Origin of the sequence: Kitasatospora cineracea (genome assembly GCF_003751605.1) — a bacterium.
GTDB lineage: Bacteria > Actinomycetota > Actinomycetes > Streptomycetales > Streptomycetaceae > Kitasatospora > Kitasatospora cineracea.
The window spans coordinates 2,396,574-2,418,648 of record NZ_RJVJ01000001.1 but is presented as its reverse complement, the minus strand read 5'-3'; the positions used below and the strand labels follow the sequence as shown (position 1 = coordinate 2,418,648).

The 22,075-nt window shown below is 74.3% G+C and carries 20 protein-coding genes and 1 pseudogene; 7 read left to right on the top strand and 14 right to left on the bottom strand.

The genetic code is table 11. The annotated features are described in order from the left end of the window. The first annotated feature begins 166 nt into the window (after positions 1-166). On the top strand, positions 167-709 hold the full coding sequence (locus EDD39_RS11190) for a GtrA family protein (protein ID WP_162869992.1): 543 nt from the start codon (positions 167-169) through the stop codon (positions 707-709). Between the two features lie 52 nt (positions 710-761). On the opposite strand, the gene EDD39_RS11185 is transcribed toward EDD39_RS11190, so the two are convergent. Continuing rightward, positions 762-2,000, bottom strand: coding sequence for an ATP-binding protein (locus EDD39_RS11185; RefSeq protein ID WP_123555256.1), 1,239 nt, complete (start codon positions 1,998-2,000; stop codon positions 762-764). A gap of 103 nt (positions 2,001-2,103) precedes the next feature. After that, entirely contained in the window at positions 2,104-2,778 is a 675-nt protein-coding gene (locus tag EDD39_RS11180) for a response regulator transcription factor (protein WP_014136090.1), read from the bottom strand. Positions 2,779-3,094: 316 nt separating this feature from the next. On the opposite strand from EDD39_RS11180, the gene EDD39_RS11175 reads away from it, so the two are divergent. Then, positions 3,095-4,603 (top strand): peptide MFS transporter, encoded by a 1,509-nt coding sequence (locus tag EDD39_RS11175; RefSeq protein WP_123555254.1) that lies wholly within the window; start codon positions 3,095-3,097, stop codon positions 4,601-4,603. Positions 4,604-4,610: 7 nt separating this feature from the next. On the opposite strand, the gene hutI is transcribed toward EDD39_RS11175, so the two are convergent. From hutI to hutH, 8 genes are all read right to left on the bottom strand, one after another. Then, on the bottom strand, positions 4,611-5,777 hold the full coding sequence (gene hutI, locus EDD39_RS11170; protein ID WP_123555251.1) for an imidazolonepropionase: 1,167 nt from the start codon (positions 5,775-5,777) through the stop codon (positions 4,611-4,613). 80 nt (positions 5,778-5,857) lie between these two features. Further along, on the bottom strand, positions 5,858-7,210 hold the full coding sequence (locus EDD39_RS11165) for a formimidoylglutamate deiminase (RefSeq protein WP_123555249.1): 1,353 nt from the start codon (positions 7,208-7,210) through the stop codon (positions 5,858-5,860). Further along, complete coding sequence (locus tag EDD39_RS11160; RefSeq protein WP_123560327.1) at positions 7,195-8,382, bottom strand: allantoate amidohydrolase; 1,188 nt, start codon at positions 8,380-8,382, stop codon at positions 7,195-7,197. Before EDD39_RS11160 ends, EDD39_RS11165 begins: the two co-directional genes overlap by 16 nt. An 11-nt stretch (positions 8,383-8,393) precedes the next feature. Beyond that, the gene (hutU, locus tag EDD39_RS11155; protein WP_123555247.1) at positions 8,394-10,079 is read right to left on the bottom strand and encodes a urocanate hydratase; all 1,686 of its coding nucleotides are present in this window, start codon (positions 10,077-10,079) and stop codon (positions 8,394-8,396) included. 94 nt (positions 10,080-10,173) lie between these two features. Continuing rightward, complete coding sequence (locus tag EDD39_RS11150; protein ID WP_208765478.1) at positions 10,174-10,488, bottom strand: SHOCT domain-containing protein; 315 nt, start codon at positions 10,486-10,488, stop codon at positions 10,174-10,176. 76 nt (positions 10,489-10,564) lie between these two features. Then, positions 10,565-10,885, bottom strand: a complete 321-nt coding sequence (locus tag EDD39_RS11145; RefSeq protein ID WP_123818266.1) for a hypothetical protein — start codon at positions 10,883-10,885, stop codon at positions 10,565-10,567. A gap of 124 nt (positions 10,886-11,009) precedes the next feature. Beyond that, positions 11,010-11,882 (bottom strand): MurR/RpiR family transcriptional regulator, encoded by an 873-nt coding sequence (locus EDD39_RS11140; protein ID WP_030457256.1) that lies wholly within the window; start codon positions 11,880-11,882, stop codon positions 11,010-11,012. A 165-nt stretch (positions 11,883-12,047) separates the two neighbouring features. Further along, entirely contained in the window at positions 12,048-13,610 is a 1,563-nt protein-coding gene (hutH, locus tag EDD39_RS11135; RefSeq protein WP_123555241.1) for a histidine ammonia-lyase, read from the bottom strand. A gap of 106 nt (positions 13,611-13,716) precedes the next feature. Between hutH and fdhD the strand changes: the two genes are divergently transcribed. Further along, positions 13,717-14,532 carry a formate dehydrogenase accessory sulfurtransferase FdhD gene (fdhD, locus tag EDD39_RS11130; protein ID WP_123555239.1) on the top strand — a complete coding sequence of 272 codons (816 nt, stop codon included), beginning with the start codon at positions 13,717-13,719 and terminating at the stop codon, positions 14,530-14,532. A 53-nt stretch (positions 14,533-14,585) separates the two neighbouring features. On the opposite strand, the gene EDD39_RS11125 is transcribed toward fdhD, so the two are convergent. Next, the gene (locus tag EDD39_RS11125; RefSeq protein ID WP_123555237.1) at positions 14,586-15,032 is read right to left on the bottom strand and encodes an anthrone oxygenase family protein; all 447 of its coding nucleotides are present in this window, start codon (positions 15,030-15,032) and stop codon (positions 14,586-14,588) included. A 96-nt stretch (positions 15,033-15,128) separates the two neighbouring features. Between EDD39_RS11125 and EDD39_RS11120 the strand changes: the two genes are divergently transcribed. Beyond that, the gene (locus EDD39_RS11120) at positions 15,129-15,719 is read left to right on the top strand and encodes a TetR/AcrR family transcriptional regulator (protein WP_123555235.1); all 591 of its coding nucleotides are present in this window, start codon (positions 15,129-15,131) and stop codon (positions 15,717-15,719) included. A 639-nt stretch (positions 15,720-16,358) separates the two neighbouring features. Here EDD39_RS11120 and EDD39_RS40810 read toward each other — a convergent pair. From EDD39_RS40810 to EDD39_RS11105, 3 genes and pseudogenes are all read right to left on the bottom strand, one after another. Then, a pseudogene (locus EDD39_RS40810) lies at positions 16,359-17,501 on the bottom strand (GGDEF domain-containing protein); the annotation flags it as partial. Positions 17,502-17,683: 182 nt separating this feature from the next. Then, positions 17,684-18,751, bottom strand: coding sequence for an adenylate/guanylate cyclase domain-containing protein (locus EDD39_RS11110; protein WP_123555231.1), 1,068 nt, complete (start codon positions 18,749-18,751; stop codon positions 17,684-17,686). Positions 18,752-18,948: 197 nt separating this feature from the next. After that, positions 18,949-19,845 (bottom strand): biotin--[acetyl-CoA-carboxylase] ligase, encoded by an 897-nt coding sequence (locus EDD39_RS11105; RefSeq protein WP_425269677.1) that lies wholly within the window; start codon positions 19,843-19,845, stop codon positions 18,949-18,951. 200 nt (positions 19,846-20,045) lie between these two features. Here EDD39_RS11105 and EDD39_RS11100 point away from each other — a divergent pair, with 200 nt between their 5' ends. The 3 genes from EDD39_RS11100 to mmpB all read left to right on the top strand — a co-directional run bounded on the left by EDD39_RS11100 (position 20,046) and on the right by mmpB (position 22,071). Next, positions 20,046-21,635 (top strand): acyl-CoA carboxylase subunit beta, encoded by a 1,590-nt coding sequence (locus EDD39_RS11100; protein ID WP_123555229.1) that lies wholly within the window; start codon positions 20,046-20,048, stop codon positions 21,633-21,635. A gap of 35 nt (positions 21,636-21,670) precedes the next feature. Then, the gene (locus tag EDD39_RS11095; protein WP_123555227.1) at positions 21,671-21,871 is read left to right on the top strand and encodes an acyl-CoA carboxylase subunit epsilon; all 201 of its coding nucleotides are present in this window, start codon (positions 21,671-21,673) and stop codon (positions 21,869-21,871) included. Between the two features lie 74 nt (positions 21,872-21,945). Continuing rightward, the gene (gene mmpB / locus EDD39_RS41995) at positions 21,946-22,071 is read left to right on the top strand and encodes a morphogenic membrane protein MmpB (RefSeq protein ID WP_255358028.1); all 126 of its coding nucleotides are present in this window, start codon (positions 21,946-21,948) and stop codon (positions 22,069-22,071) included. Positions 22,072-22,075 lie beyond the last annotated feature (4 nt).

Sequence of the window (22,075 nt, the reverse complement as noted above, 5' to 3'; positions counted from 1 at the left end):
GCCGGTGGGAGGGCTCGGCACCGGCGGGCGCGACGCCCGTTCCGGCGTGCGGCGGGGCTTCTCGCACCGGGGCGGGGGTGAGGCCGCGGGGATTGCGGGTAGCCTGGTGGGCCGGATCGTAGAACACCACTTATCCGATCATGTGAAGCAGACGGAGACAGCCCGGATGACGACCAGCACCGAGACGCGTCCCTCCCTGACCCAGCGGATGCGCGGGCTGTCCGCCGAGGCGATCGGTTTCGCCGTGATCGGCGCCAGCGGCGTGGTGGTCAACTTCGGCCTGTTCTGGATCCTCACCAACGGCGTCGGCCTGGCCTCGCTGCGCTCCAACATCGCCGCGACGCTGGTGGCCATCGCCACCAACTACCTGGGCTACCGGTACTGGCTGTACCGGGACCGCGACGCCGCCTCCCGCAAGCGGGAGATCACCCTCTTCCTGCTGTTCAGCGGCATCGGCATGCTGATCGAGACCGGCACCCTGGGCTTCACCCAGTACGTCCTGGGCCTGGACACCCCGTTCGAGAAGCTGGGCGGCAAGGTGCTGGGCCTGGTAGTGGCCACCGTGTTCCGCTTCGTCTCCTACCGCACCTGGGTGTTCAAGGCGATGCCGGAGCTGGAGGAGCCCGCCGCGGTGCAGGGGGAGCCCGCCGTGGTGCAGGAGGCGGAGCTGCTGCTGGCCGCCGAGCCGAGCCGCACCCTGGCGAACTGAGCGGCGGACCGGACCCGGGCCGGAAGCACGCGAACTCCCCCGCGGGGGAGGCTCATTCGCCCCCGTGGGCGAGGAACAGCGCGAACACCGGCGGCCGCAGCGACAGCAGTTCGAGCCGGCCGCCGTCGGCCTCGGCCAGGTCGCGGGCGACGGCCAGTCCGATGCCGGTGGAGTTGCGGCCGCTGACCGCCCGTTCGAAGACCCGGTTGCCGAGTTCGCGGGGGACGCCCGCGCCCTCGTCTTGGACCTCGGCGACCACCGAGCTGCCGGAGCGGCGCACCCGCAGCGTGATGGTGCCGGCGCCGTGCATCAGCGAGTTCTCGATCAGGGTGGCGAGCACCTGGGAGACGGTGCCGGGGGTGCCGATCACCCGGGCGTCGCGCAGGCCCTCGATGGCCAGCCGGCGCCCGCTGTCGCGCAGGGTCGGGGCCCACTCCTCGACCTGCTGCTTGACCACCTCGTCGAGCCCGAAGGTCACCGCGGTGGGACTGTTGGGGTCGCGCTGGTTGGTGAGCAGCCGCTGCACCACGTCGGTGAGCCGCTCGACCTGCTGGAGGCCGATGGTGGCCTCCTCCCGGACGGTCTCCGGGTCCTCGGCGAGCGCGGTGATCTCCTCCAGCCGCATGGAGAGCGCGGTGAGCGGGGTGCGCAGCTGGTGCGAGGCGTCGGCGGCGAGCCGGCGTTCGGCGGTGAGCATCCGGGCGATCCGTTCGGCGCTGGTGTCCAGCACCTCGGCGATCCGGTCGAGTTCGGGCACGCCGTAGCGGCGGCCCTGCGGGCGGGGGTCGCCGGAGCCGAGGCGCTCGGCGGTCTCGGCGAGGTCGGTGAGCGGCCGGGCGAGGCGCTTGGCCTGCCAGACGGCGAGCGCCACGGCGGCCTGGACGGCGAGCAGCGCGACCACGCCGAGCAGCAGCAGCATGTTGCCGATCTCGTGGTCGAGCGCGGTGCGGGACTGCGCGACGGTGACGGTCTCCCCGCTGGCGCCGGGCTCGGTGGCGGACAGCGCGTCGCCCCGGACCGGCTGGCCGAGGGCGATCTGCGGCTGCCCGGGGATGTCCACGGTGACGTGGTACTCGTCGGTGACGACGGCGGCGAACTTCTCGCCGCTGACCGGCTCGCCCGCGGCGAGCCGGCTCTCGACCAGGCCGAGCACCCGGACCGCCACCGCGTCCACCCGGTCGTTGGCGGCGTTGACGATCGACTGCTTCTCGATCAGGGCCAGCGGCACGCAGAACACCGTGACCACCACCAGGACGACGCCCAGCAGCGAGTTGATCATCCTGCGCTTCACGCCGGGCGGTCCTTCGGTTCGGTTCGGGCCGCCGCGGTCGGGTCCGCCGCGGGTCCTCCGGTCGGTTGTTCCCGGACTGCGGTCAGTTCTTCTCGGGCTGCGGTCAGTTCTTCTCGAAGCGGAAGCCCACGCCGCGCACGGTGGCGATGTAGCGCGGGTTCGCGGCGTCGTCGCCGAGCTTCTTGCGCAGCCAGGAGATGTGCATGTCCAGGGTCTTGGTGGAGGTCCACCAGGTGGTGTCCCAGACCTGGCGCATGATCTCCTCGCGGGTAACGACCCGTCCGGCGTCCCGCACCAGGACCCGCAGCAGCTCGAACTCCTTGGCGGAGAGGGTGAGTTCCTCCTCGCCGAGCCAGGCGCGGTGCGACTCGATGTCGATCTTGACGCCGTGCGCGCCGGTGGTCAGCTGGTCCACGTTGCCGCGGCGGAGCAGGGCCCGGACCCGGGCGAGCAGTTCGGCCAGCCGGAACGGCTTGGTGACGTAGTCGTCGGCGCCGGCGTCCAGGCCGACCACGGTGTCCACCTCGTCGGCGCGGGCGGTGAGCACCAGGACCGGGAAGCTCTTGCCGTCGGCGCGCAGCCGCCGGCACACCTCCAGGCCGTCCATCTCGGGGAGCCCGAGGTCGAGCACGATCAGGTCGACGTCCTCGCTGAGGCCGGCGCCCAGGGCGGCCGGCCCGTCCTCGCGGACGAGCACCTCGTAGCCCTCGCGGCGCAGGGCGCGGGCCAGCGGTTCGGAGATTGCCGGGTCGTCCTCGGCCAGCAGCACACAGGTCATAGGGGCGATGGTAGACCGCGCGGCGGCCGCTGATCAGGGGGTCTCGGGCAGTCCCGGCGCGCCCGGGCCGGGCGCTGTGAACACCGTCACAGCCGGTGATCATCTGCGGTCGGCGGGCACCTGCGGCAGTAACTGCACTTTCACGGACATTCTTCGCAGCCCCCTTGGCATCACAGGTAATCTTCCGGCCACGGCATCAAAATGCACGGTGCACGGCCGCCAGACTTTACCTTCTGCATACCATTCACTCTCCGCAGTCAGTCGAATCCGCGACTTAGAGTGGTGAGGAACCCGAGAAAACAGGCAAGGAATCAGCATGGCTTCGACCACCCTGGAGTCCGAGGTACGGCCCTCCCCCACCTCCGGACGGACCTTCCTCGGCCACCCCCGCGGCCTGGCCACCCTCTTCATGACCGAGACCTGGGAGCGCTTCAGCTTCTACGGCATGCGCGCGCTGCTGGTGATCTACATGACCACCGAGGCGACCAAGGGCGGTCTGGAGGTCCCGGCGGCCACCGCCGCCGCCGTGTACTCGGTCTACAACGCCATGGTCTACCTGCTCGCGCTGCCCGGCGGCTGGATCGCCGACCGGCTGCTCGGCGCCCGGCGCACCGTCGCCCTCGGCGGGTTGATCATCATGGTCGGGCACTTCATGCTCGCCGTCCCCAACAAGGGGTTCTTCTTCGCCGGCCTGGTCCCGATCGCGATCGGTTCCGGCCTGCTGAAGGCCAACATCTCCACGATGGTCGGCCAGCTCTACGACAAGGACGACGACTCGCGCCGCGACGGCGGCTTCACCATCTTCTACATGGGCATCAACCTCGGCGCCTTCCTCGCGCCGCTGGTGATCGGCACCGTCGGCCAGCAGGTCGACTGGCACCTGGGCTTCGCGCTGGCGGGTGTCGGCATGGCGCTGGGCCTGGTCCAGTACCTGCTGGGCAGCCGCCACCTCAGCCCGGCCTCGAACGTCGTCGCCGCGCCGATGAGCCGGGACGAGCGCCGCGCGGTGCTGCGCAAGGCCGGGATCTGGCTGGCCGCCGCCGCCGTGTTCTACGGCGTGGTGGCCGGCACCGGGCACTTCACCGTCTCCTGGGCGATCTGGCCGCTGTCGCTGGCCGGCATCGCGATCCCCGCGCTGGTGTTCGCCCGGATCCGCCGCGACCGCGACCTGACCGGCGAGGAGCGCTCCCGGATGGGCGGCTACCTGTGGTTCTTCGTGGCCGCCGCGGTGTTCTGGATGATCTACGACCAGTCCGGCTCCACCCTGAGCGTGTTCGCCGAGCAGAACACCGCCGGGAGCCTGTTCGGCTTCGACTTCCCGTCCAGCTGGTTCCAGTCGCTGAACCCGCTGTACATCATGGCGCTGGCCCCGGTCTTCGCCTGGCTGTGGAACGCCGCCGCCCGGCGCGGCCGCAACCCCTCCACCACCGCGAAGTTCGCCTTCGGCCTGCTGATGATCGGCGCGTCCTTCCTGGTGATGATGCTCGCCATGGCGGCGGCCTCGGGCGGCGTCAAGGTCTCGCCGCTCTGGCTGGCCGTGGTGTACCTGATCCAGACCACCGGCGAGCTGACCCTCTCCCCGGTCGGCCTGTCCGTCACCACCAAGCTGGCGCCCGCCAAGTACGCCAGCCAGATGATGGGCGTCTGGTTCCTCGCCGTCACCGCGGGCGACTGCGTGGCCGCGCTCGCCCAGCTGCTGCTCGGCGACGACGTGGTCGGCTCGACCGGGTACTTCGCCGTCCAGGGCGTGCTGGCGGTCGCCGCGGGCGTCGGCCTGTTCGCCGCCCGCGGCCGGATCGGGAGGCTGATGGGCGACGCCCGCTGACCGGGCGTCACACCCTGCGGACGCCGCCCTGCCAGACGGCGGCGGTCAGCGGGACGCCCGGGCGGTACGCCAGGTGGACGTGCGAGGGCGCGTCCAGCAGGTGCAGGTCCGCCCGGGCGCCGGGGGCGATCCGGCCCACGTCGGTGCGGCGCAGCGCGAGCGCGCCGCCCGCGGTGGCGGCGTGCACCGCCTCGTCGGGGGTCAGGCCCATCTCGCGGACGGCGACGGCCACGCAGAACGGCATCGAGCTGGTGAAGCTGGAGCCCGGGTTGCAGTCGGTGGACAGCGCGAGGGCGGCGCCCGCGTCCAGCAGCCGGCGGCCGTCCGGGTAGGGCGCCCGGGTGGAGAACTCGGCGCCCGGCAGCAGCGTGGCGACCGTGTCGCCGTCGGCCAGCGCGGCGACGTCCGCGTCGGTCAGGTGGGTGCAGTGGTCGGCGGACGCGGCGCCCAGCTCCACCGCGAGCTGCACGCCGGGGCCGTGGCCGAGCTGGTTGGCGTGCACTCGCGGCAGCAGGCCGGCGGCCTTCCCGGCGGTCAGCACCGCCCGCGCCTGGTCGCCGTCGAAGGCGCCGCGTTCGCAGAACACGTCCACCCAGCGGGCGTACGGGGCGCAGGCCGCCAGCATCTCGCCCGTCACCAGCTCGACGTACCCGGCCGGGTCGTCCGCGTACTCGGGCGCCACCACGTGCGCCCCCAGGTAGGTGGTCTCGGCGGTGTGCCCGGCGGCGATCCGCAGGGCCCGGGCCTCGTCCTCGGTGCTCAGCCCGTAGCCGGACTTCACCTCGACGGTGGTGGTGCCCTGGTGCAGCATCTCGGCCAGGTAGCGGGTCAGGTTGGCGTTCAGCTCGGCGTCCGGGGCGGCCCGGGTCGCGGCGACGGTGGTGCGGATGCCGCCCGCGCTGTACGCCCGCCCCGACATCCGGGCGTTGAACTCGGCGGTCCGGTCGCCCGCGAACAGCAGGTGCGAGTGGCTGTCCACGAAGCCGGGCAGCAGGGCCCGGCCGCCCGCGTCGGCGTGTTCGTCGGCGGCGGGCGCGTCCGCGGCCGGGCCCACCCAGGCGATCCGCTCGCCGTCCACCACCACGGCGGCGTCGGCGAGCAGCCCGAGCGGGCCCTCGCCCAGGGCCGGGTCGTTGGTGACGAGCGAACCGATGTTGCTGATGAGCAGGCTCATGAACGCGCTGGTCCTTCACGGGAGTCGGGCGCCCCGGCGGGGGCGGTCGGACGGGGGGCGGGCCGTTGCCGCAGGCGGCGTTACCGCAGGGCGCCGATGGCCGCGGCGAGCGCCCGCCCGGTCTCCGGGACGAGCCGGTGCACGCCGTCCCGGACGACGTGCCGCCCGCCGACCACCAGGTGGCGGACGTCGGCCGCGCCCGCCGCGAAGACCGCGGTCTCGGCGCCGAGCACGGGCGGCGCCCCGGCCGTGCGGACGGTGTCGAGGGCCAGGACGCAGAAGTCGGCGAGCGCGCCGGCCTCCAGGCGGCCGGCCTCGGGCCAGCCGAGCGAGGCGTGGCCGTCGGCGGTGCCGGCCTTCAGCAGGGCGTTCGCGGTCCAGTGGCCGCGGGTGCGGGTGCGCAGGCGCTCGTCGAGTTCGAGGGCGCGGGCCTCCTCGAACGGGTCGATCACGGCGTGGCTGTCGGAGCCGAGCGTGACCGGGCAGCCGGCCGAGGCGAGCCGCCGGGCCGGGCCGATGCCGTCGGCGAGGTCCCGTTCGGTGGTGGGGCACATGCAGATGGTGGTGCCGGTGTCGGCGAGCAGCCGGACGTCCTCGTCGGTGAGGTGGGTGGCGTGCACGGCGGAGGTGCGCGGGCCGAGCACGCCGTGGTCGGCGAGCAGCCGGGTCGGGGTGACGCCGTGCGCGGCGAGGCAGGCGTCGTTCTCGGCGGTCTGCTCGGAGAGGTGGACGTGCAGCGGGGCCCCGCGGGTGGCGGCCCACTGCGCGACGGTGTCCAACTGCCCGGCGGGGACGGCCCGGACGCTGTGCACGGCGGCGCCGATCCGGGCGTGCTCGGCGCCGGTCAGGGCGGAGGCCCGTTCGGCCCAGGCGTCGGCGTCCCCGTCGGAGAACCGGAGTTGGGGCCCGGTGGGTTCGGCGCCGAACCCGGACGACAGGTAGCAGGTGTCGAGCAGGGTGATCCGGATGCCGGCCCGGGCGGCGGCCTCGACCAGGGCCGCGCCCATCGCGTTGGGGTCGGCGTAGCGGGCGCCGCCGGGCGCGTGGTGCAGGTAGTGGAACTCGCCGACGGCGGTGATCCCGGCGAGCGCCATCTCGGCGTAGACGGCGGTGGCGAGCGCCAGGTAGCGGTCGGGGTCGAGCGCGGCGGCGGCCTTGTACATGGTGTCGCGCCAGGTCCAGAAGGTGCCCGAGCCGACCTGCACGGTGGAGCGCAGCGCCCGGTGGAAGGCGTGCGAGTGCGCGTTGGCCTGGCCGGGCAGGGCGAGCCCGGCCAGCCGGACCGCCCCGGCGGGGCAGGGTCCGCTGTCGGGGACGACCCCGGTGATCCGGCCGTCCGGGCCGGCGGTGATCAGCACCTCGGGCCGGACGGCCGGGCCGCCCCGGTGCGGCAGCCAGGCGTGTTCGGCCCAGTACGTCACGACGGCCGGCATGCGAGGTCCTCCAGTACGTCGGCCAGGGCGGTGACGCCGGTGTGGCAGTCGGCCCGTTCGGCGTGTTCGGCCGGGGAGTGCGAGACCCCGCTGGGGTTGCGCACGAACAGCATGGCGGTCGGGACGGCCGCGGCCAGGATCCCGGCGTCGTGTCCCGCGCCGGTGGGCAGCACGGGGGCGTCCAGCCGGGCGGCGAGCCGGTCGCGCAGCGGGCCGTCGAAGTCGACCACGGGGGTGTACGACTCGCGGGTGAGCTCGACCCGGACGCCGTCGCGCCCGCCGCGTTCGACGGCGGCCTGCTCGATGGCGTCGACCACCCGGCGGAGCGTCTGCTCGTCGGGGGCGCGCGAGTCCAGCCAGCCGCGGACCAGCGAGGCGATCGCGTTGGTGCCGTTGGGTTCGACGGCGACCTTGCCGAAGGTGGCGAGCGCCCCGGCCAGCCGGGCCTTCTTGCGGGCGGCGAGCACCGTGGTGGCGTAGGTGAGCATCGGGTCGCGGCGGTCGGCGAGCAGGGTGGTGCCGGCGTGGTTGGCCTCGCCGTGGAAGTCGAACCGCCACCGCCCGTGCGGCCAGATCGCGCCGGCCACGCCGACCGGTTGCCGCTCGGTGAGGTACCGGCCCTGTTCGACGTGGAGTTCGACGAACGCGCCGATCCGGCCGAGCCGTTCGGGGTCGGCTCCGATCAGCGCCGGGTCGTGCCCGGCCTTCTCCATGGCGTCGGGCAGCCGGACGCCGTCGGCGTCGCGCAGCGCGTACGCGGCGTCCCGGTCGAGCGCGCCGGTGGCCAGCCGGGAGCCGACGCAGGCGACGCCGAACCGGGCGCCCTCCTCGTCGGCGAAGTTGACGACCGCCAGCGGGCGGGTGAACCCGGCCCCGCGGGCGCGCAGTTCGTCGAGGGCGGCGAAGGCGGAGACCACCCCGAGCGGCCCGTCGTAGGCGCCGCCGTCGGGGACGGAGTCCAGGTGCGAGCCGGTGACCACGGCGTTCCCGGCGGCCGGGTCCCCGTGCCAGGCCCACTGGTTGCCGTTGCGGTCGGTCTCGTACGCCAGCCCCCGGGACCGGGCCTGCTGCTCGAACCAGGCCCGGCCCTCGGCGTCGGCGGAGTTCCAGGCGTGCCGCCGGTAGCCGCCGGTGGCGGCGGAGCGGCCCACGGGGAGCAGCTCCGCCCACATCGCGTCGAAGCTCACAGCTCGACCACGGGGCTGTGCTCGTTCATGGGCACGCGCACGCCCCGCTCCGCGGCGACCTCGTCCGCCCGGTCGTAGCCGGCGTCGACGTGCCGGATGACGCCCATGCCGGGATCGTTGGTGAGGACCCGGCGGATCTTCTCGCCGGCCAGCGCGGTGCCGTCGGCGACGGTGACCTGCCCGGCGTGGATCGAGCGGCCGATGCCGACGCCGCCGCCGTGGTGGATGGAGACCCAGGAGGCGCCGGAGGCCACGTTGACCATGGCGTTGAGCAGCGGCCAGTCGGCGATCGCGTCGGAGCCGTCGAGCATCGCCTCGGTCTCCCGGTAGGGGGAGGCGACCGAGCCGCAGTCCAGGTGGTCGCGGCCGATCACGATCGGCGCGGACAGCTCGCCGGAGGCCACCATGTCGTTGAACCGCTCGCCCGCCTTGTCGCGCTCGCCGTAGCCGAGCCAGCAGATCCGCGCGGGCAGGCCCTGGAAGTGCACCTTCTCCTGGGCCATGGTGATCCAGCGGTGCAGCGACTCGTTCTCCGGGAACAGGTCGAGGACGGCCTTGTCGGTCCTGTGGATGTCCTTCGGGTCGCCGGAGAGCGCGGCCCAGCGGAACGGGCCCTTGCCCTCGCAGAACAGCGGCCGGATGTACGCGGGGACGAAGCCGGGGAAGGCGAACGCCCGGTCGTACCCGGCGAGCTGGGCCTCGCCGCGGATCGAGTTGCCGTAGTCGAAGACCTCCGCGCCGCGGTCCTGGAAGCCGACCATCGCCTCCACGTGCCGGGCCATCGACTCGCGGGCCCGGGTGGTGAACTCGGCGGGCTTGTCGGCCGCGTAGGCCGCCATGTCCTCGAAGGCGACGCCGGTGGGCAGGTAGGCGAGCGGGTCGTGGGCGCTGGTCTGGTCGGTGACGATGTCGATCGGGGCGTCCAGGGCGAGCAGCTGCGGCAGCAGGTCGGCGGCGTTGCCGAGCAGGCCGATGGAGAGCGGCTGCCGCTTGTCGCGGGCCTCGACGGCCAGTTGGAGGGCGTGGTCGAGGTTCCGGGCCTCGACGTCGAGGTAGCGGTGCTCGATCCGGCGGGCGATCCGGGACGGGTCGCAGTCGATGCAGATCGCCACGCCGCCGTTCATGGTGACGGCCAGCGGCTGGGCGCCGCCCATGCCGCCGAGGCCGGCGGTGAGGGTGACGGTGCCCTCCAGCGTGCCGCCGAACTTCTTGTTCGCCACGGCGGCGAAGGTCTCGTAGGTGCCCTGGAGGATGCCCTGGGTGCCGATGTAGATCCAGGAGCCGGCGGTCATCTGGCCGTACATGGTGAGGCCGAGCGACTCCAGGCGGCGGAACTCCTCCCAGTTCGCCCAGTCGCCGACCAGGTTGGAGTTGGCGATCAGCACCCGCGGCGCCCACTCGTGGGTCTGCATCACGCCGACCGGGCGGCCGGACTGGACCAGCATGGTCTCGTCCTGCTTGAGGCCCTGCAGGGTCCTCACCATCGCGTCGAAGGAGCGCCAGTCCCGGGCGGCCTTGCCGGTGCCGCCGTAGACCACCAGCTTGGAGGGGTGCTCGGCGACCTCCGGGTCCAGGTTGTTCATCAGCATCCGCAGGGCGGCCTCCTGCTGCCAGCCCTGCGTGCTCAGCCCGGTGCCCCGGGCCGCGCGGACCTCGCGCGGGCCGCTCGTCTGCTCTGCCATGGGCCAGCCTCCTACCGGATGGATTCCATTCACGATCAACGAGGCTGAATATATCCAAACAGCAGCGGCCCGGCCAGAGTCCCGCGCCCGCGGATCAGTCCGGCCCCTCCCCCGCGGACCTCTCCTCTCCCGGCTCGCCGCGCAGCGCGGCCAGCCGCCGCCGGTACTCCTCGACCTCGATCTCGCCCCGGGCCAGCCGTTCGCCCAGCAGCCGCTCCGCCTCGGCGTGCCGGGCCGGCGGCGGGGCGCTCCCCCACCGGGGCGCCGGGCCGCCGGTCGTCCGGTGCTGCCCGGCCACCCGCCACAGCACGGCCAGCAGGACCACCAGCAGCAACCCGAACAGCAGGAACACGATCCCGGGCCAGACCCACGGCATTCCGCCGCGGGGCCCGTGGTGCCAGTACCTCATCGCCATCACCCGCCACCGCACCCGTCCGGTGCGCCACCTCCAGTCTGCTCCCGTCCGCGCCGCCGCGGGCGGTGGCTCAGGCCGCCTCGTCGCCGTCCCAGTCGATGCCGATCTCGGCCAGCCAGCGGCGGTCGGCCGCGTCGGGCTCGGGGGTCGGCTGGCCGGGGCGGGCCGGGGGGCGCGGGATGTGCTGGACCGGGCCGACGCCGTAGCGGGCGGCGGCGGCCTCGGAGGCCGGGTCGCCGGGCTCCAGGACGCCGATGTGCACGGCCTCCTCGTCGCCCGGGTCGAGGACGATCAGTTCGGGGTCGGGCAGGCGGCGCAGCGCGATGCGGCGGCCGCAGAGCGGGCAGGACCATTCGTCGGCCCCGGAACCGAGCCGGCCGGTGAGTCTCATCTGGTGGATCGGCGGTGGCATTGGACTTCCCCCGTCCGAGCTGTCTTCTCCCTACCGAGAGGCATGCCCGCTCACCGCCCGTCGCCAACCCGGTGGAAAGGTGTCATTCGGCGAACAACAGGTGTCAGTCCAGGAAGAGCTGACGGGCCGTCGCGGACTGCTCGATCGCCTCCAGCCGGGCTTCGGCGTCCGGCAGTTCGTCGCACATGGTCTGCAGCAGGACCCGGCCGAGCATCATCGGCGCGCACGCGGTGTCGAAGACCAGGCCGGTGCCGACGGCGGCGGGCAGCAGGACGTCGGAGAGCTTGGCGACGGGGGCGAACGCCGAGTCGGCGACGGTGAGCACCGTCAGCCCGCACTCCCGGGCCACCGCGAGGGCGTCCATCAGCTCGCGCGGGTAGCGCGGCAGCGCGAAGCAGAGCAGCGCGGTGGCCCCGGCGGCGGCGACCTGCTCCAGCCGGTCGGCGAGCATCGAGCCGCCCTCGTCGAGCAGCCGGATGTCGGGGTGCACCTTGCCGGCGAAGTACGCGAAGCCGCGGGCCTGCGCGGAGGCGGCCCGCAGGCCGAGCACGGGCAGCGGGCGGGAGGCGGCCAGGATCCGGGCGGCCCGGACGATCGGGGCCGGGTCGGCGAGCAGTTCGGCGAGGTGGCGCAGGTGCTCGATCTCGGCCAGCACGGCCTGCTGGTGCTCGTTGCGCACCACGTCGTGGTGGCTCTCGGGGGTGCCCGGCTCGCCGACGCCCAGCTCGCGCAGCTGCTTGCGCAGCGCCGGGTAGCCGTCGTAGCCGAGCGCGACCGCGAACCTGGTCACCGAGGGCTGGCTGACCCCGGCCAGTTCGGCGACCTCCACGCTGGACAGGAACGGCGCCTCGGCGGCGTGCCGGACCAGCGAGTGGGCGATCCGCCGCTGGGTGGGCGTGAGGCGGTGGCCTTCGAAGAGGTGGAGCAGCCGGGCGGAGGGCCCGGTGGCGGTGCCGGTCTCGTCCAGGGCGGTCATGTGCGCTACCTCCACGCTCGGTTGGGCGGTCGCCGGTGGCTTCGACGGTGGGACGACTGTGGCGCAGTCCCGCCAGGTGGGCAATCGCGTATCGCCTGACGGGACGGGCGGCTCCGGAGCGCGAGCCGGCGGGTGCGCCGCCCGGCCCGCCCGTCCCGCGGCCGGTCAGGCCAGCGGTCCGGTGACCCGCTCGACCGCCTCCAGCAGCGCGCCGGAGGCGACCAGGTCGGCGGCGGCCTCCAGGTCCGGGGAGAGGAAGCGGTCCCGGCCCGGCCCGCCGACGCCGGCCGCGCGGGCGGCGGCGACCGCGGCGGCGGTCGCCGGGGCGAGCGCGCCCGGCTGCTCGGCGGCCTGCTCCCGGATCTCCAACGCCCGTGCGGAGGCGACGAGTTCCACCGCGAGCACCCGCCCGAGGTTGGCCACCGCCTGGCGCAGCTTGCGGGCCGCGGACCAGCCCATCGAGACGTGGTCCTCCTGCATCGCCGAGGACGGGATGGAGTCGACCGAGGCGGGCACCGCGAGCCGCTTGTTCTCGCTGACCAGCGCGGCCTGGGTGTACTGGGCGATCATCAGGCCGGAGTCGACGCCCGGGTCGTCGGCCAGGAAGGCGGGCAGGCCGTGCGAGCGGGCCTTGTCCAGCAGCCGGTCGGTGCGCCGCTCGGAGATCGAGGCCAGGTCGGCGGCGGCGATCGCCAGGAAGTCCAGCACGTAGCCGACCGGCGCGCCGTGGAAGTTGCCGTTCGACTCGACCCGGCCGTCGGGCAGCACCACCGGGTTGTCCACCGAGGCGGCCAGTTCCCGTTCGGCGACCAGCGCGGCGTGCGCCAGGGTGTCCCGGCCGGCGCCGGCGACCTGCGGGGCGCAGCGGATCGAGTACGCGTCCTGGACCCGCGGCGCGTCGTCCTGGTGGTGGCCGGTCAGGCCGGAGCCGCGCAGCACGGCCAGCATGTTGGCGGCGGCGGCGGCCTGCCCGGGGTGCGGGCGGATCGGGGCGTGCAGTTCGGGGGCGAGCACCTTGTCGGTGCCGAGCAGCGCCTCCAGGCTCATCGCGGCGGTGACGTCGGCGGTGGTGTAGAGCCGGCGCAGGTCGGCGAGCGCCATCACGAGCATGCCGAGCATGCCGTCGGTGCCGTTGATGAGGGCCAGGCCCTCCTTCTCCAGCAGTTCGACGGGTGCGATCCCGGCGGCGGCGAGCAGTTCGGCGGCGGGCCTCTCCACCCCGTCCGGGCCGAACGCGGTGCCCTCGCCCATCAGCACCAGCGCGCAGTGCGAGAGCGGGGCGAGGTCGCCGGAGCAGCCCAGCGAGCCGAACTCGCGCACCGCGGGGGTGATCCGGGCGTTCAGCAGGGCGGCCATCGTCTCGGCGACCAGCGGGCGCACGCCGGTGCGGCCGGAGGCCAGGGTCTTCATCCGCAGGAACACCAGCGCCCGGACCACCTCGGTCTCCACCACCGGGCCCATGCCCGCGGCGTGCGAGCGCACCAGCGAGCGCTGCAGCTGGGCCCGCAGTTCGGGGCTGATGTGCCGCACCGCGAGCGCCCCGAAGCCGGTCGACACGCCGTACACCGGCCGCGGCTCGGCGGCCAGCGCGTCGATCCGGGCCCGCGCGGCGGCCATCTCGGCGAGCGCGTCCGGCCCGATCTCCACCCGGGCCCCGCCGCGGGCGACGGCGAGGACGTCCTCGGCGCTGACGTCGGCCTTGCCGACCCGGACGACCACACTGTGCATATCCATATGCACAATCTCATCAGGTGAATGGTGATGTGACAAGCAGCGTCGCGCACCCCGTCCGGCCCGCCGCCGGTGGTTGACTGGCCGCGGAGGTGCGAGACGCATGGCGCGGGCAACGGAACGGCGACGGGTGGTACGGCTGCGCGGCGGGGAACGGGGGGCGCGGCCCGACAGCCTCGCCGCCGAGGAGCCGCTGGAGATCCGGATCGGCGGCGAGGCGCTGACCGTCACCATGCGCACCCCCGGCCACGACTTCGACCTGGTCGCCGGGTTCCTGGTCGGCGAGGGCCTGGTCGGCGCCACCGAGGAGCTGGCCGCGCTGCGCTACTGCGCCGGGACGGACGCCGAGGGCGCCAACACCTACAACGTGGTCGACGCCACCGTCCGCGGCGCCCGCCCGGCCCTGTCGGCCCACCGCAACCTGCTGACCACCAGCGCCTGCGGCCTGTGCGGCCGGGACACCGTGGACGCCGTCCTGACCCGCTCGCGCTGGGACGTCTCCACCGACCCGCTGAGCGTCCCCGCCGAGACCCTCTACCTGCTCCCCGAGCGGCTGCGCGCCGCCCAGCGCACCTTCGACAGCACCGGCGGCCTGCACGCCGCGGGCCTGTTCACCGCGGACGGGACGCTGCTGTGCGCGCGCGAGGACGTCGGCCGGCACAACGCGGTGGACAAGGTGGTCGGCTGGGCGCTGCGCGAGGGCCGGCTCCCGCTGGCCGGCCACCTGCTGCTGGTCTCCGGCCGGGCCTCCTTCGAGCTGACCCAGAAGGCCGCGCTGGCCGGCCTGCCGCTGCTGGCCGCGGTCTCCGCCCCGTCCTCGCTGGCCGCCGACCTGGCCGAGGAGCTGGGCCTGACCCTGGTCGGCTTCCTGCGCGAGGACACCGCGAACGTCTACACCCGCCCCGACCGGATCGGCTAGCCCGGCCCGGGACTCGGCCGCTGCCCCGGCCCGGGCCCCGGCCCCGGTCCGGCTCAGACCAGCGCGGCGACCAGCAGGGTGAACGCGGCGACCAGGACCGCGACCCGGGCGTAGTGGTAGCGGTCCCAGCGGTCGCTCTGCTCGCGCCAGTCGGCGGGCCGGTTCTCCGGGGTCCAGTGCTTGCTCCGGTTGTTGATCGGGACGAGCAGCAGCACCGACATCAGCACGCTGGCCACCAGCAGCCCGGCGGCGGCGACCACCAGTCCGGTGCCGGGGTGGTGCCAGCGGGCGGCGGCCCAGGCCGCGGCGAGGCCGAGCGAGCCGAAGTACCAGAACGGCATCAGGGCGCCGAGCATCCGGCCGCCGTGGGCGCGGCCGAGCTGGTAGCTGTCCTCGGGCAGTGCGCCGAGGATCCGGTTGACCACGAAGGCGACGGCGAGCTCCACCCCCACCATCAGGCCGACGGCGACGACGGTGACGACCTCGAGCGCGTTGATCATGGCGTTCCCTCCCGGACTTCGACCTAGCGGCGCTAGGCGATGGTGCAACGCTAGTACTACTGCCGCTCTCTTGTCTAGCGATGCTAGGATCGACTTATGTCGGTACAGGAACGCAAGGAACGCGAACGGGCCGGGCGCGAGCGCCTCATCGTGGCCACCGCCCGCGAACTCGCCGAGCAGCAGGGCTGGGACGCCGTCACCACCCGCCGGCTCGCCGAACGCATCGAGTACAGCCAGCCCGTCCTCTACAGCCACTTCCGCGGCAAGCGCGAGATCATCGGCGCGGTCGCCCTGGAGGGCGCCGCCGAACTGGCCGCGGCGGTGCGGACCGCCACCGCCGCGGCGGACGGCCCGCGGGCCCGGGTCGCCGCGCTGGCCCGCGCCTACCTGGACTTCGCCGAGCGGAACCCGGCGGTCTACGACGCGATCTTCCAGCTGGACGGCGGCCTCCCCTACGCCCAGGAGGACACCCCGGCCCCGCTCAAGGACGCCTTCGCCGCCCTGCTGGAACCCCTCGCCGAGGTCACCGGCGAGGGCGTCCACCCGGGGCTGTTCACCGAGACCTTCTGGGCCGCCCTGCACGGCCTGGCCACCCTGACCCGGACCGGACGGCTGCCGCGCGAGTTCACCGAGCAGCGGGTGGAGCTGCTGGTGGACCGGCTGGCCGTCGTCCCCTCGGGCGCCTGAGCCGCGCCCGGGCCCGGTCCGGCCCGTCCTGCCGGGCGCCCGCCGCCGCGCGCCGGTCCGGCGGGGTCGGCCGGACCGGGCCTACGCGGGCGGCGGCGAGCAGGGCCCGGCGAGCGCGACCGCGACCAGGGCGCGCAGGGCCGGGGCGGTCTGGGTGAACGGCAGGGTGGACTCGTCCGCGAAGAGTTCGAGCAGCCAGCCGCCGGCCGGGTTGGTGCCGCCCGCGGCGGTCATCGCCCGGTAGCCGGAGACCACCATGACCGCCTCCTCGGCGGCGTCGTTGCCGGGGGCCCCGGCCCGGAGGGTGAAGGAGCCGCCGGTGACGGCCCGCGAGGTGAGCGGGTAGTGGCGCAGGTCGAAGACCGCGTCGGGGGCCTCGATCTGGGCCCGCTGGGTCTGGGCGCGGGCGGAGGCCGGACCGCCGGTCATCCGGTAGACCGCGTGCCGGGCGGTGCGCATCAGCCGGGAGCCGGGCGGCACGTAGGAGATCCACCAGCCGACGGCGTTCAGCAGCCGGGAGGCGGTCTCGGCGACCAGGGCGAGCCGTCCCAGGGTGTCGGCGGGGTGGGTCGGGCCGGCCTGGTCGAGGGCGCCGAGGACGGCGGCGAGCAGCTGCCCGGGGTCGGCGCTGTGCGCGGCGCCGCGGAAGCGCCGCCGGTCGCCGTTGGGCCGCCCGCCGGGGGCCCGGCGCTGCTGCGGGTCGGCGGCGTCGGCGAGCTGCACCGTCGGGTCGGGGGCGTAGGCGGGGCCGTGGCTGCGACCGGCCACCACGGGGTGCGCGGCCCGGCCGGCCTTGGCCCGGTACTGGGCGGCGTCGGCGAGCCGGAACAGCCGGTCGGGGGTGGTGACCGGGCCGATCGAGTCGCCGGTGGAGGCGATGCCGCAGGCGACGCCCTCGCCGTCGGTCAACTCCAGGGCGCGGACGCAGAGTTCCTCGGCGACGGCGACCACCTCGTCGGCCGACTGGCCCTCCGCGAGCAGGCAGAACTCGTCGCCGCCGAGCCGGGCGGCCAGGCTGCCGGGGAGCTTGGCGGCGGACAGCGAGAGCTGGTGGGCGAAGCGTTCGAGCAGCCGGTCGCCCATCTCGTGGCCGAGCTGGTCGTTGACCCGCTTGAGCCCGTTGACGTCGCAGACCACCAGCGAGACCACCGCGCCGTCCCGGGTGTGGGCCCTGAGCGCCTCGTCGAGCCGGGCGTCGACGGCCCGGCGGTTGGCCAGGCCGGTGAGCGCGTCGGTGAAGGCGAGGCGGCGCAGGTCGGCGACCCGTTCGGTCTGGGCCAGGCCGGCCGAGACCTGGGCGGCCAGCAGGGTGGCGTACTCGGCGTCGGCGCCGGTGAAGACCGGCATGCCGATGCCGCGGGCCAGGTAGAGCTCGCCCCAGGCCTGGCCGTGCAGGACGATCGGCGCGACCAGGCAGCAGCCGCGGCCGCGCCGGCGCAGCCCGGCGGCCCGCTGGCGGCAGAACGCGCCGGAGCCGAGGTGGTCGTGGCCGGTGTGCGGGCCGCTGTCCTCGGCGGTCTGGACCCAGGCGCGGGGTAGTCGGCCGGTGGTCCAGTGCTCCTCGAGGTAGGTGACGATCTCCGGGAAGTCGGCCACCGGGTACGACTCGTCCTCGGGCAACTCCTGTTCGCCGGGCGAGAGTTCGCCGTGGTTGACGAGCACCCGCAGCCGCCCGGACTCGCGGTCCCAGACCGAGACGGCGGCCATCGTGGCACCGAGCGCGGAGACGGCCCGGGCGGCGGCGGCCCGGACCGCCTCCAGCGGGGTCAGCGCGCCCGCCATGTCCTGGGCGAGTTCCACCACGGCCTGCAGCCGCAGGTCGGGCGCCGCCGCCTCGAACGAGGCCCGCTCGTCCATGGTCGCCTCACTCACCGTTGACCTCTCCCTACCCGTGGGGCACTTCTACCCAGACTAGGGGGGTATGCGCGGTTTGCGGCTGAAGAGCGGGGGAGGAAGCGCGGGAGTCAGTCGCTGGTGGGCACCCGGGTGAGCAGCCAGGGTTCGACCAGGCCGAGGCCGCGGACCGGGCGGCGCCACATCGGCTGGAGGTGGAAGCGGTGGCCGGGGGCGGGGGCGCTCTCGGGGAGGGTCGCGGTGCCGTGCTGGTCGAGCGCGGCGGCGAGTTCGCCGTCGACCAGGACGGCGTCCTTGGGGGCGATCGAGGTCAGCCGGGAGGCCAGGTTGACGGTGGTGCCGAAGACGTCGCCCATCCGGGAGGTGACGGTGCCGAAGGCCATGCCGACCCGCAGGGCGGGCATGTTGTCCTCCTTGGCGAGGGTCTCGACCAGGGAGAGGGCGATCTCGGCGACGGTGGCCGGGTCCTCGGAGACGAACAGGATCTCGTCGCCGAGGGTCTTGACCACCCGGCCGCCCTGGCCGGCGATCAGGTCGGAGCAGGTGTTCTCGAAGCCCTCGACGAGTTCGCCGAGTTCCTCCTCCTCCAGCCGGCGGGAGAGCCGGGTGAAGCCGACCAGGTCGGCGAAGGCGACGGCGAGCCGCCCGGAGGTGACCTCGTGGTCCTCGGCGGCGGCGACCACCCGGCCGGTGACGGCGGCCAGCTGGCGGCGCCAGACGTACACCAGGAACTGCTCCAGCTCGGGGAGCAGCAGTTCGACCAGCGGGTAGGCGACGTCGGAGCGGGTCATGCCGGGTTCGACGGGCTGGGTGAGGTTGTCGAGGAAGGTGTCCATCTGCCAGCCGGCCAGCCGGGCGGTGGTCTGGCCGGTGGAGCGGGCGACCTGGATCGCCATCGGCTCGCTGAGCAGCCCGGACTCGATCAGGCCGGCCAGCCGGCGCAGCGCGATCACGTCGTTGTCGGTGAGGGCGCGGGACTGGCCGATGTCGGGGAAGCCCATGGCGCGCCAGAACCGGGTGGCGAGGTCCATCGGGACTTCGGCGGCGCGCGCGGCCTGGTACGGGGTGTACTTGCGCGGCGCGTCGAGGATCAGCCGCTCCAGGTCGGTGGCGACGGTGGCCTCGTCCCCCGTCGCGCCGTTGCCGGAGCCCTCCGTGGCGCCGCCGTTGTCTGTCACCGGTCCGTCCCCGTGCGGCCTGCCGCACTTGTGTCTTGCCGTCTTCGAGGTGCGGGCACGCGACCACCGCGGGGGTAGTGGCGAGCCTCACACCGCTGCCAGGTGGAATGTTCGCACGGAATCGCGTAATCCGGGGCATCCGCCCGGCAGCCGGTCGGCCGGTCCCGCTGGGTGAGACCGGCGCGGCCGCCGCGGGGTCAGTCCCGCGGGCGGACGTGCACCACGTCCCCGGCGGCGACGGGGTGCCGGGCGCCGTCGGGGGTGCGCACCACCAGGCAGCCGTCGCCGTCCACCGCGACGGCCTCGCCGAGCAGTTCGCGCTCCCCGGGCAGCTGGACCCGCACCGGGCGGTTCAGCGTGGTGCAGCGGGCGGTGTAGGCGGGCAGCAGGCCGCTGGCGTGCGGGTCGCCGGCCGCGGTGGTCCACTCGCCGTACAGTTCGGCGAACTCGCGCAGCACGGCGCGCAGCAGGGTCGAGCGGTCGGTGGTGCCGGCGCCGGCCAGGGCCAGCGAGGTCGCGGTGGGGACGGGCAGTTCGTCGGCGCGCAGCGAGACGTTCAGGCCGAGGCCGGCCACCACGGCGCCGCCGGACAGTTCGGTGAGGATGCCGCCGAGCTTGCGCTCCTGCCCGTCGACGACGGCCTGCAGGTCGTTGGGCCACTTCAGGCCGGTGCGCACCTCGGCGATCCGGTCGAGGGCGGCGGAGACGGCGGTGCCGATCAGGATCGGCAGCCAGCCGTAGCGCTCCATCGGGACGCCCTGCGGGCGCAGCAGCACCGACAGGAACAGCCCGGAGCGCGGCGGGGCGTTCCAGCGGCGGTCGAGGCGGCCGCGACCGGCGTTCTGCGACTCGGCGACCAGCACCGCGCCCTCGGGCGCGCCGTCCTTGGCGCGGGCGGCGAGGTCGGCGTTGGTGGAGCCGGTCTCGGTCACCACATCGAGTGAGGTCCACAGGGCCCCGGGGCGCAGCAGGTCGAGCCGCAGGGCCCGTTCGTCCAGCGGGGGGCGCTCCAGGTCGGTCCACGGGGAGGGGCCGTCGTGGCCGAAGCCGCGCAGGCCGGAGCGGCGGGGACGGGGACTGTCGGGAGTGGTCACCGGGCCAGCCTAGGCCGCTTCCGTGACGCCGTACGCCGCATCATCGTCCCGCAGAACGGGCAGTGGGACGATGTGTCGATGGCCATAACCGCGCGCGCCCCCGCGCTGGTTACGCTACTCAACGGTAGACCGCAGCGCCGCCCTGCCCGCAACCCTCACGCGCCGGGCCGGCGGCCGAGGACGCAGGGAGAGCCCCCGGAATGACCCAGGCACCGCAGAACCCGCACACCACCGCCGGGAAGCTCGCCGACCTGCGCCGGCGGATCGACGAGGCGGTGCACTCCGGCTCGGCCGCGGCGGTCGAGAAGCAGCACGCCAAGGGCAAGCTGACGGCCCGTGAGCGGATCCTCGAACTGCTCGACGAGGACTCCTTCGTGGAGTTCGACGAGTTCGCCCGGCACCGCTCCACCAACTTCGGCCAGGAGAAGAACCGCCCGTACGGCGACGGCGTGATCACCGGCTACGGCACCGTGGACGGCCGCCAGGTCGCGGTGTTCGCGCAGGACTTCACGGTGTTCGGCGGCTCGCTCGGCGAGGTGTTCGGCGAGAAGATCGTCAAGGTGATGGACTTCGCGCTGAAGACCGGCTGCCCGATGATCGGCATCAACGACTCCGGCGGCGCCCGGATCCAGGAGGGCGTGGTCTCGCTCGGCCTGTACGGCGAGATCTTCCGGCGCAACGTGCACGCCTCCGGGGTGATCCCGCAGATCTCGCTGATCATGGGCCCGTGCGCGGGCGGCGCGGTCTACTCCCCCGCGGTGACCGACTTCGTGGTGATGGCCGACAAGACCTCCCACATGTTCATCACCGGCCCGGACGTGATCAGGACCGTCACCGGCGAGACCGTGGACATGGAGGAGCTGGGCGGCGCCCGCACCCACAACACCAAGTCCGGCAACGCGCACCACCTGGCCGCCGACGAGAAGGAGGCGATCGAGTACGTCAAGAGCCTGCTCTCGTACCTGCCCTCCAACAACCTCTCCGACCCGCCGGCCTACCCCGAGCAGGCGGACCTGTCGATCACCGACGAGGACCTCGAACTCGACACGATCGTCCCGGACTCGGCGAACCAGCCGTACGACATCCGCCGGGTGATCGAGCACGTGCTGGACGACGGCGACTTCCTGGAGGTCCAGCCGCTGTACGCGGGCAACATCGTGGTCGGCTTCGGCCGGGTCGAGGGCCACCCGGTGGGCGTGGTCGGCAACCAGCCGATGGACCTGGCCGGCTGCCTGGACATCGCGGCCAGCGAGAAGGCCGCCCGCTTCGTGCGCACCTGCGACGCGTTCAACATCCCGGTGCTGACCTTCGTCGACGTGCCCGGCTTCCTGCCCGGCACCGGCCAGGAGTGGGACGGCATCATCCGGCGCGGCGCCAAGCTGATCTTCGCCTACGCGGAGGCCACCGTGCCGCTGATCACCGTCATCACCCGCAAGGCGTTCGGCGGCGCGTACGACGTGATGGGCTCCAAGCACCTGGGCGCCGACCTCAACCTCGCGTGGCCGACCGCCCAGATCGCCGTGATGGGCGCCCAGGGCGCGGTCAACATCCTGCACCGGCGGGAGATCGCCGCCGCCGAGGCCGAGGGCGTCGGCGAGGAGCGCCGCGCCGAACTCCTCGCCTCCTACGAGGACACCCTGCTCAACCCGTACCTGGCCGCCGAGCGCGGCTACGTGGACGCGGTGATCGCGCCCAGCGAGACCAGGCGGCACATCGTCCGCGGGCTGCGGGCGCTGCGCGGCAAGCGGGAGGCGCTGCCGCCGAAGAAGCACGGCAACATCCCGCTCTAGTGCCCCGCCCCCGGACCGAAGGGAACCCCCGCGCCATGACGCCCCCCATCCAGGTGCTGCACGGGCAGCCGACCCCCGAGGAGCTGGCCACCGTCCTGGCGGTGGTCCAGTCCCGGGCCGCCGCGCGGGCCGACGCCCCCGCGCGCGGCCCGGCCACCGCCTGGACCACCCGCACCCACCGCCCGCTGCCCGCCCCGGGCCCGCACGCCTGGCGCACCAGCCTCTGGCCGCGCTGACCCGGCGCCCCGGCGCGGCGGAGTGAGTACGGATACTCAGGCGCCGCGCCGGAAGGCCGTTGCAGGGTGGGGGTGTGCTCTGGTCAGACCCCCGCGACGAGCCGTCGCAAGAGGCTCGCGAGGTGCAGCTGAGGCTGCGGCGGACGGGGCTGGTGCTCGCACTGCTGGCCCTGGCGGGGGCGGCCCTGGTGCTGCTCTAGGCCC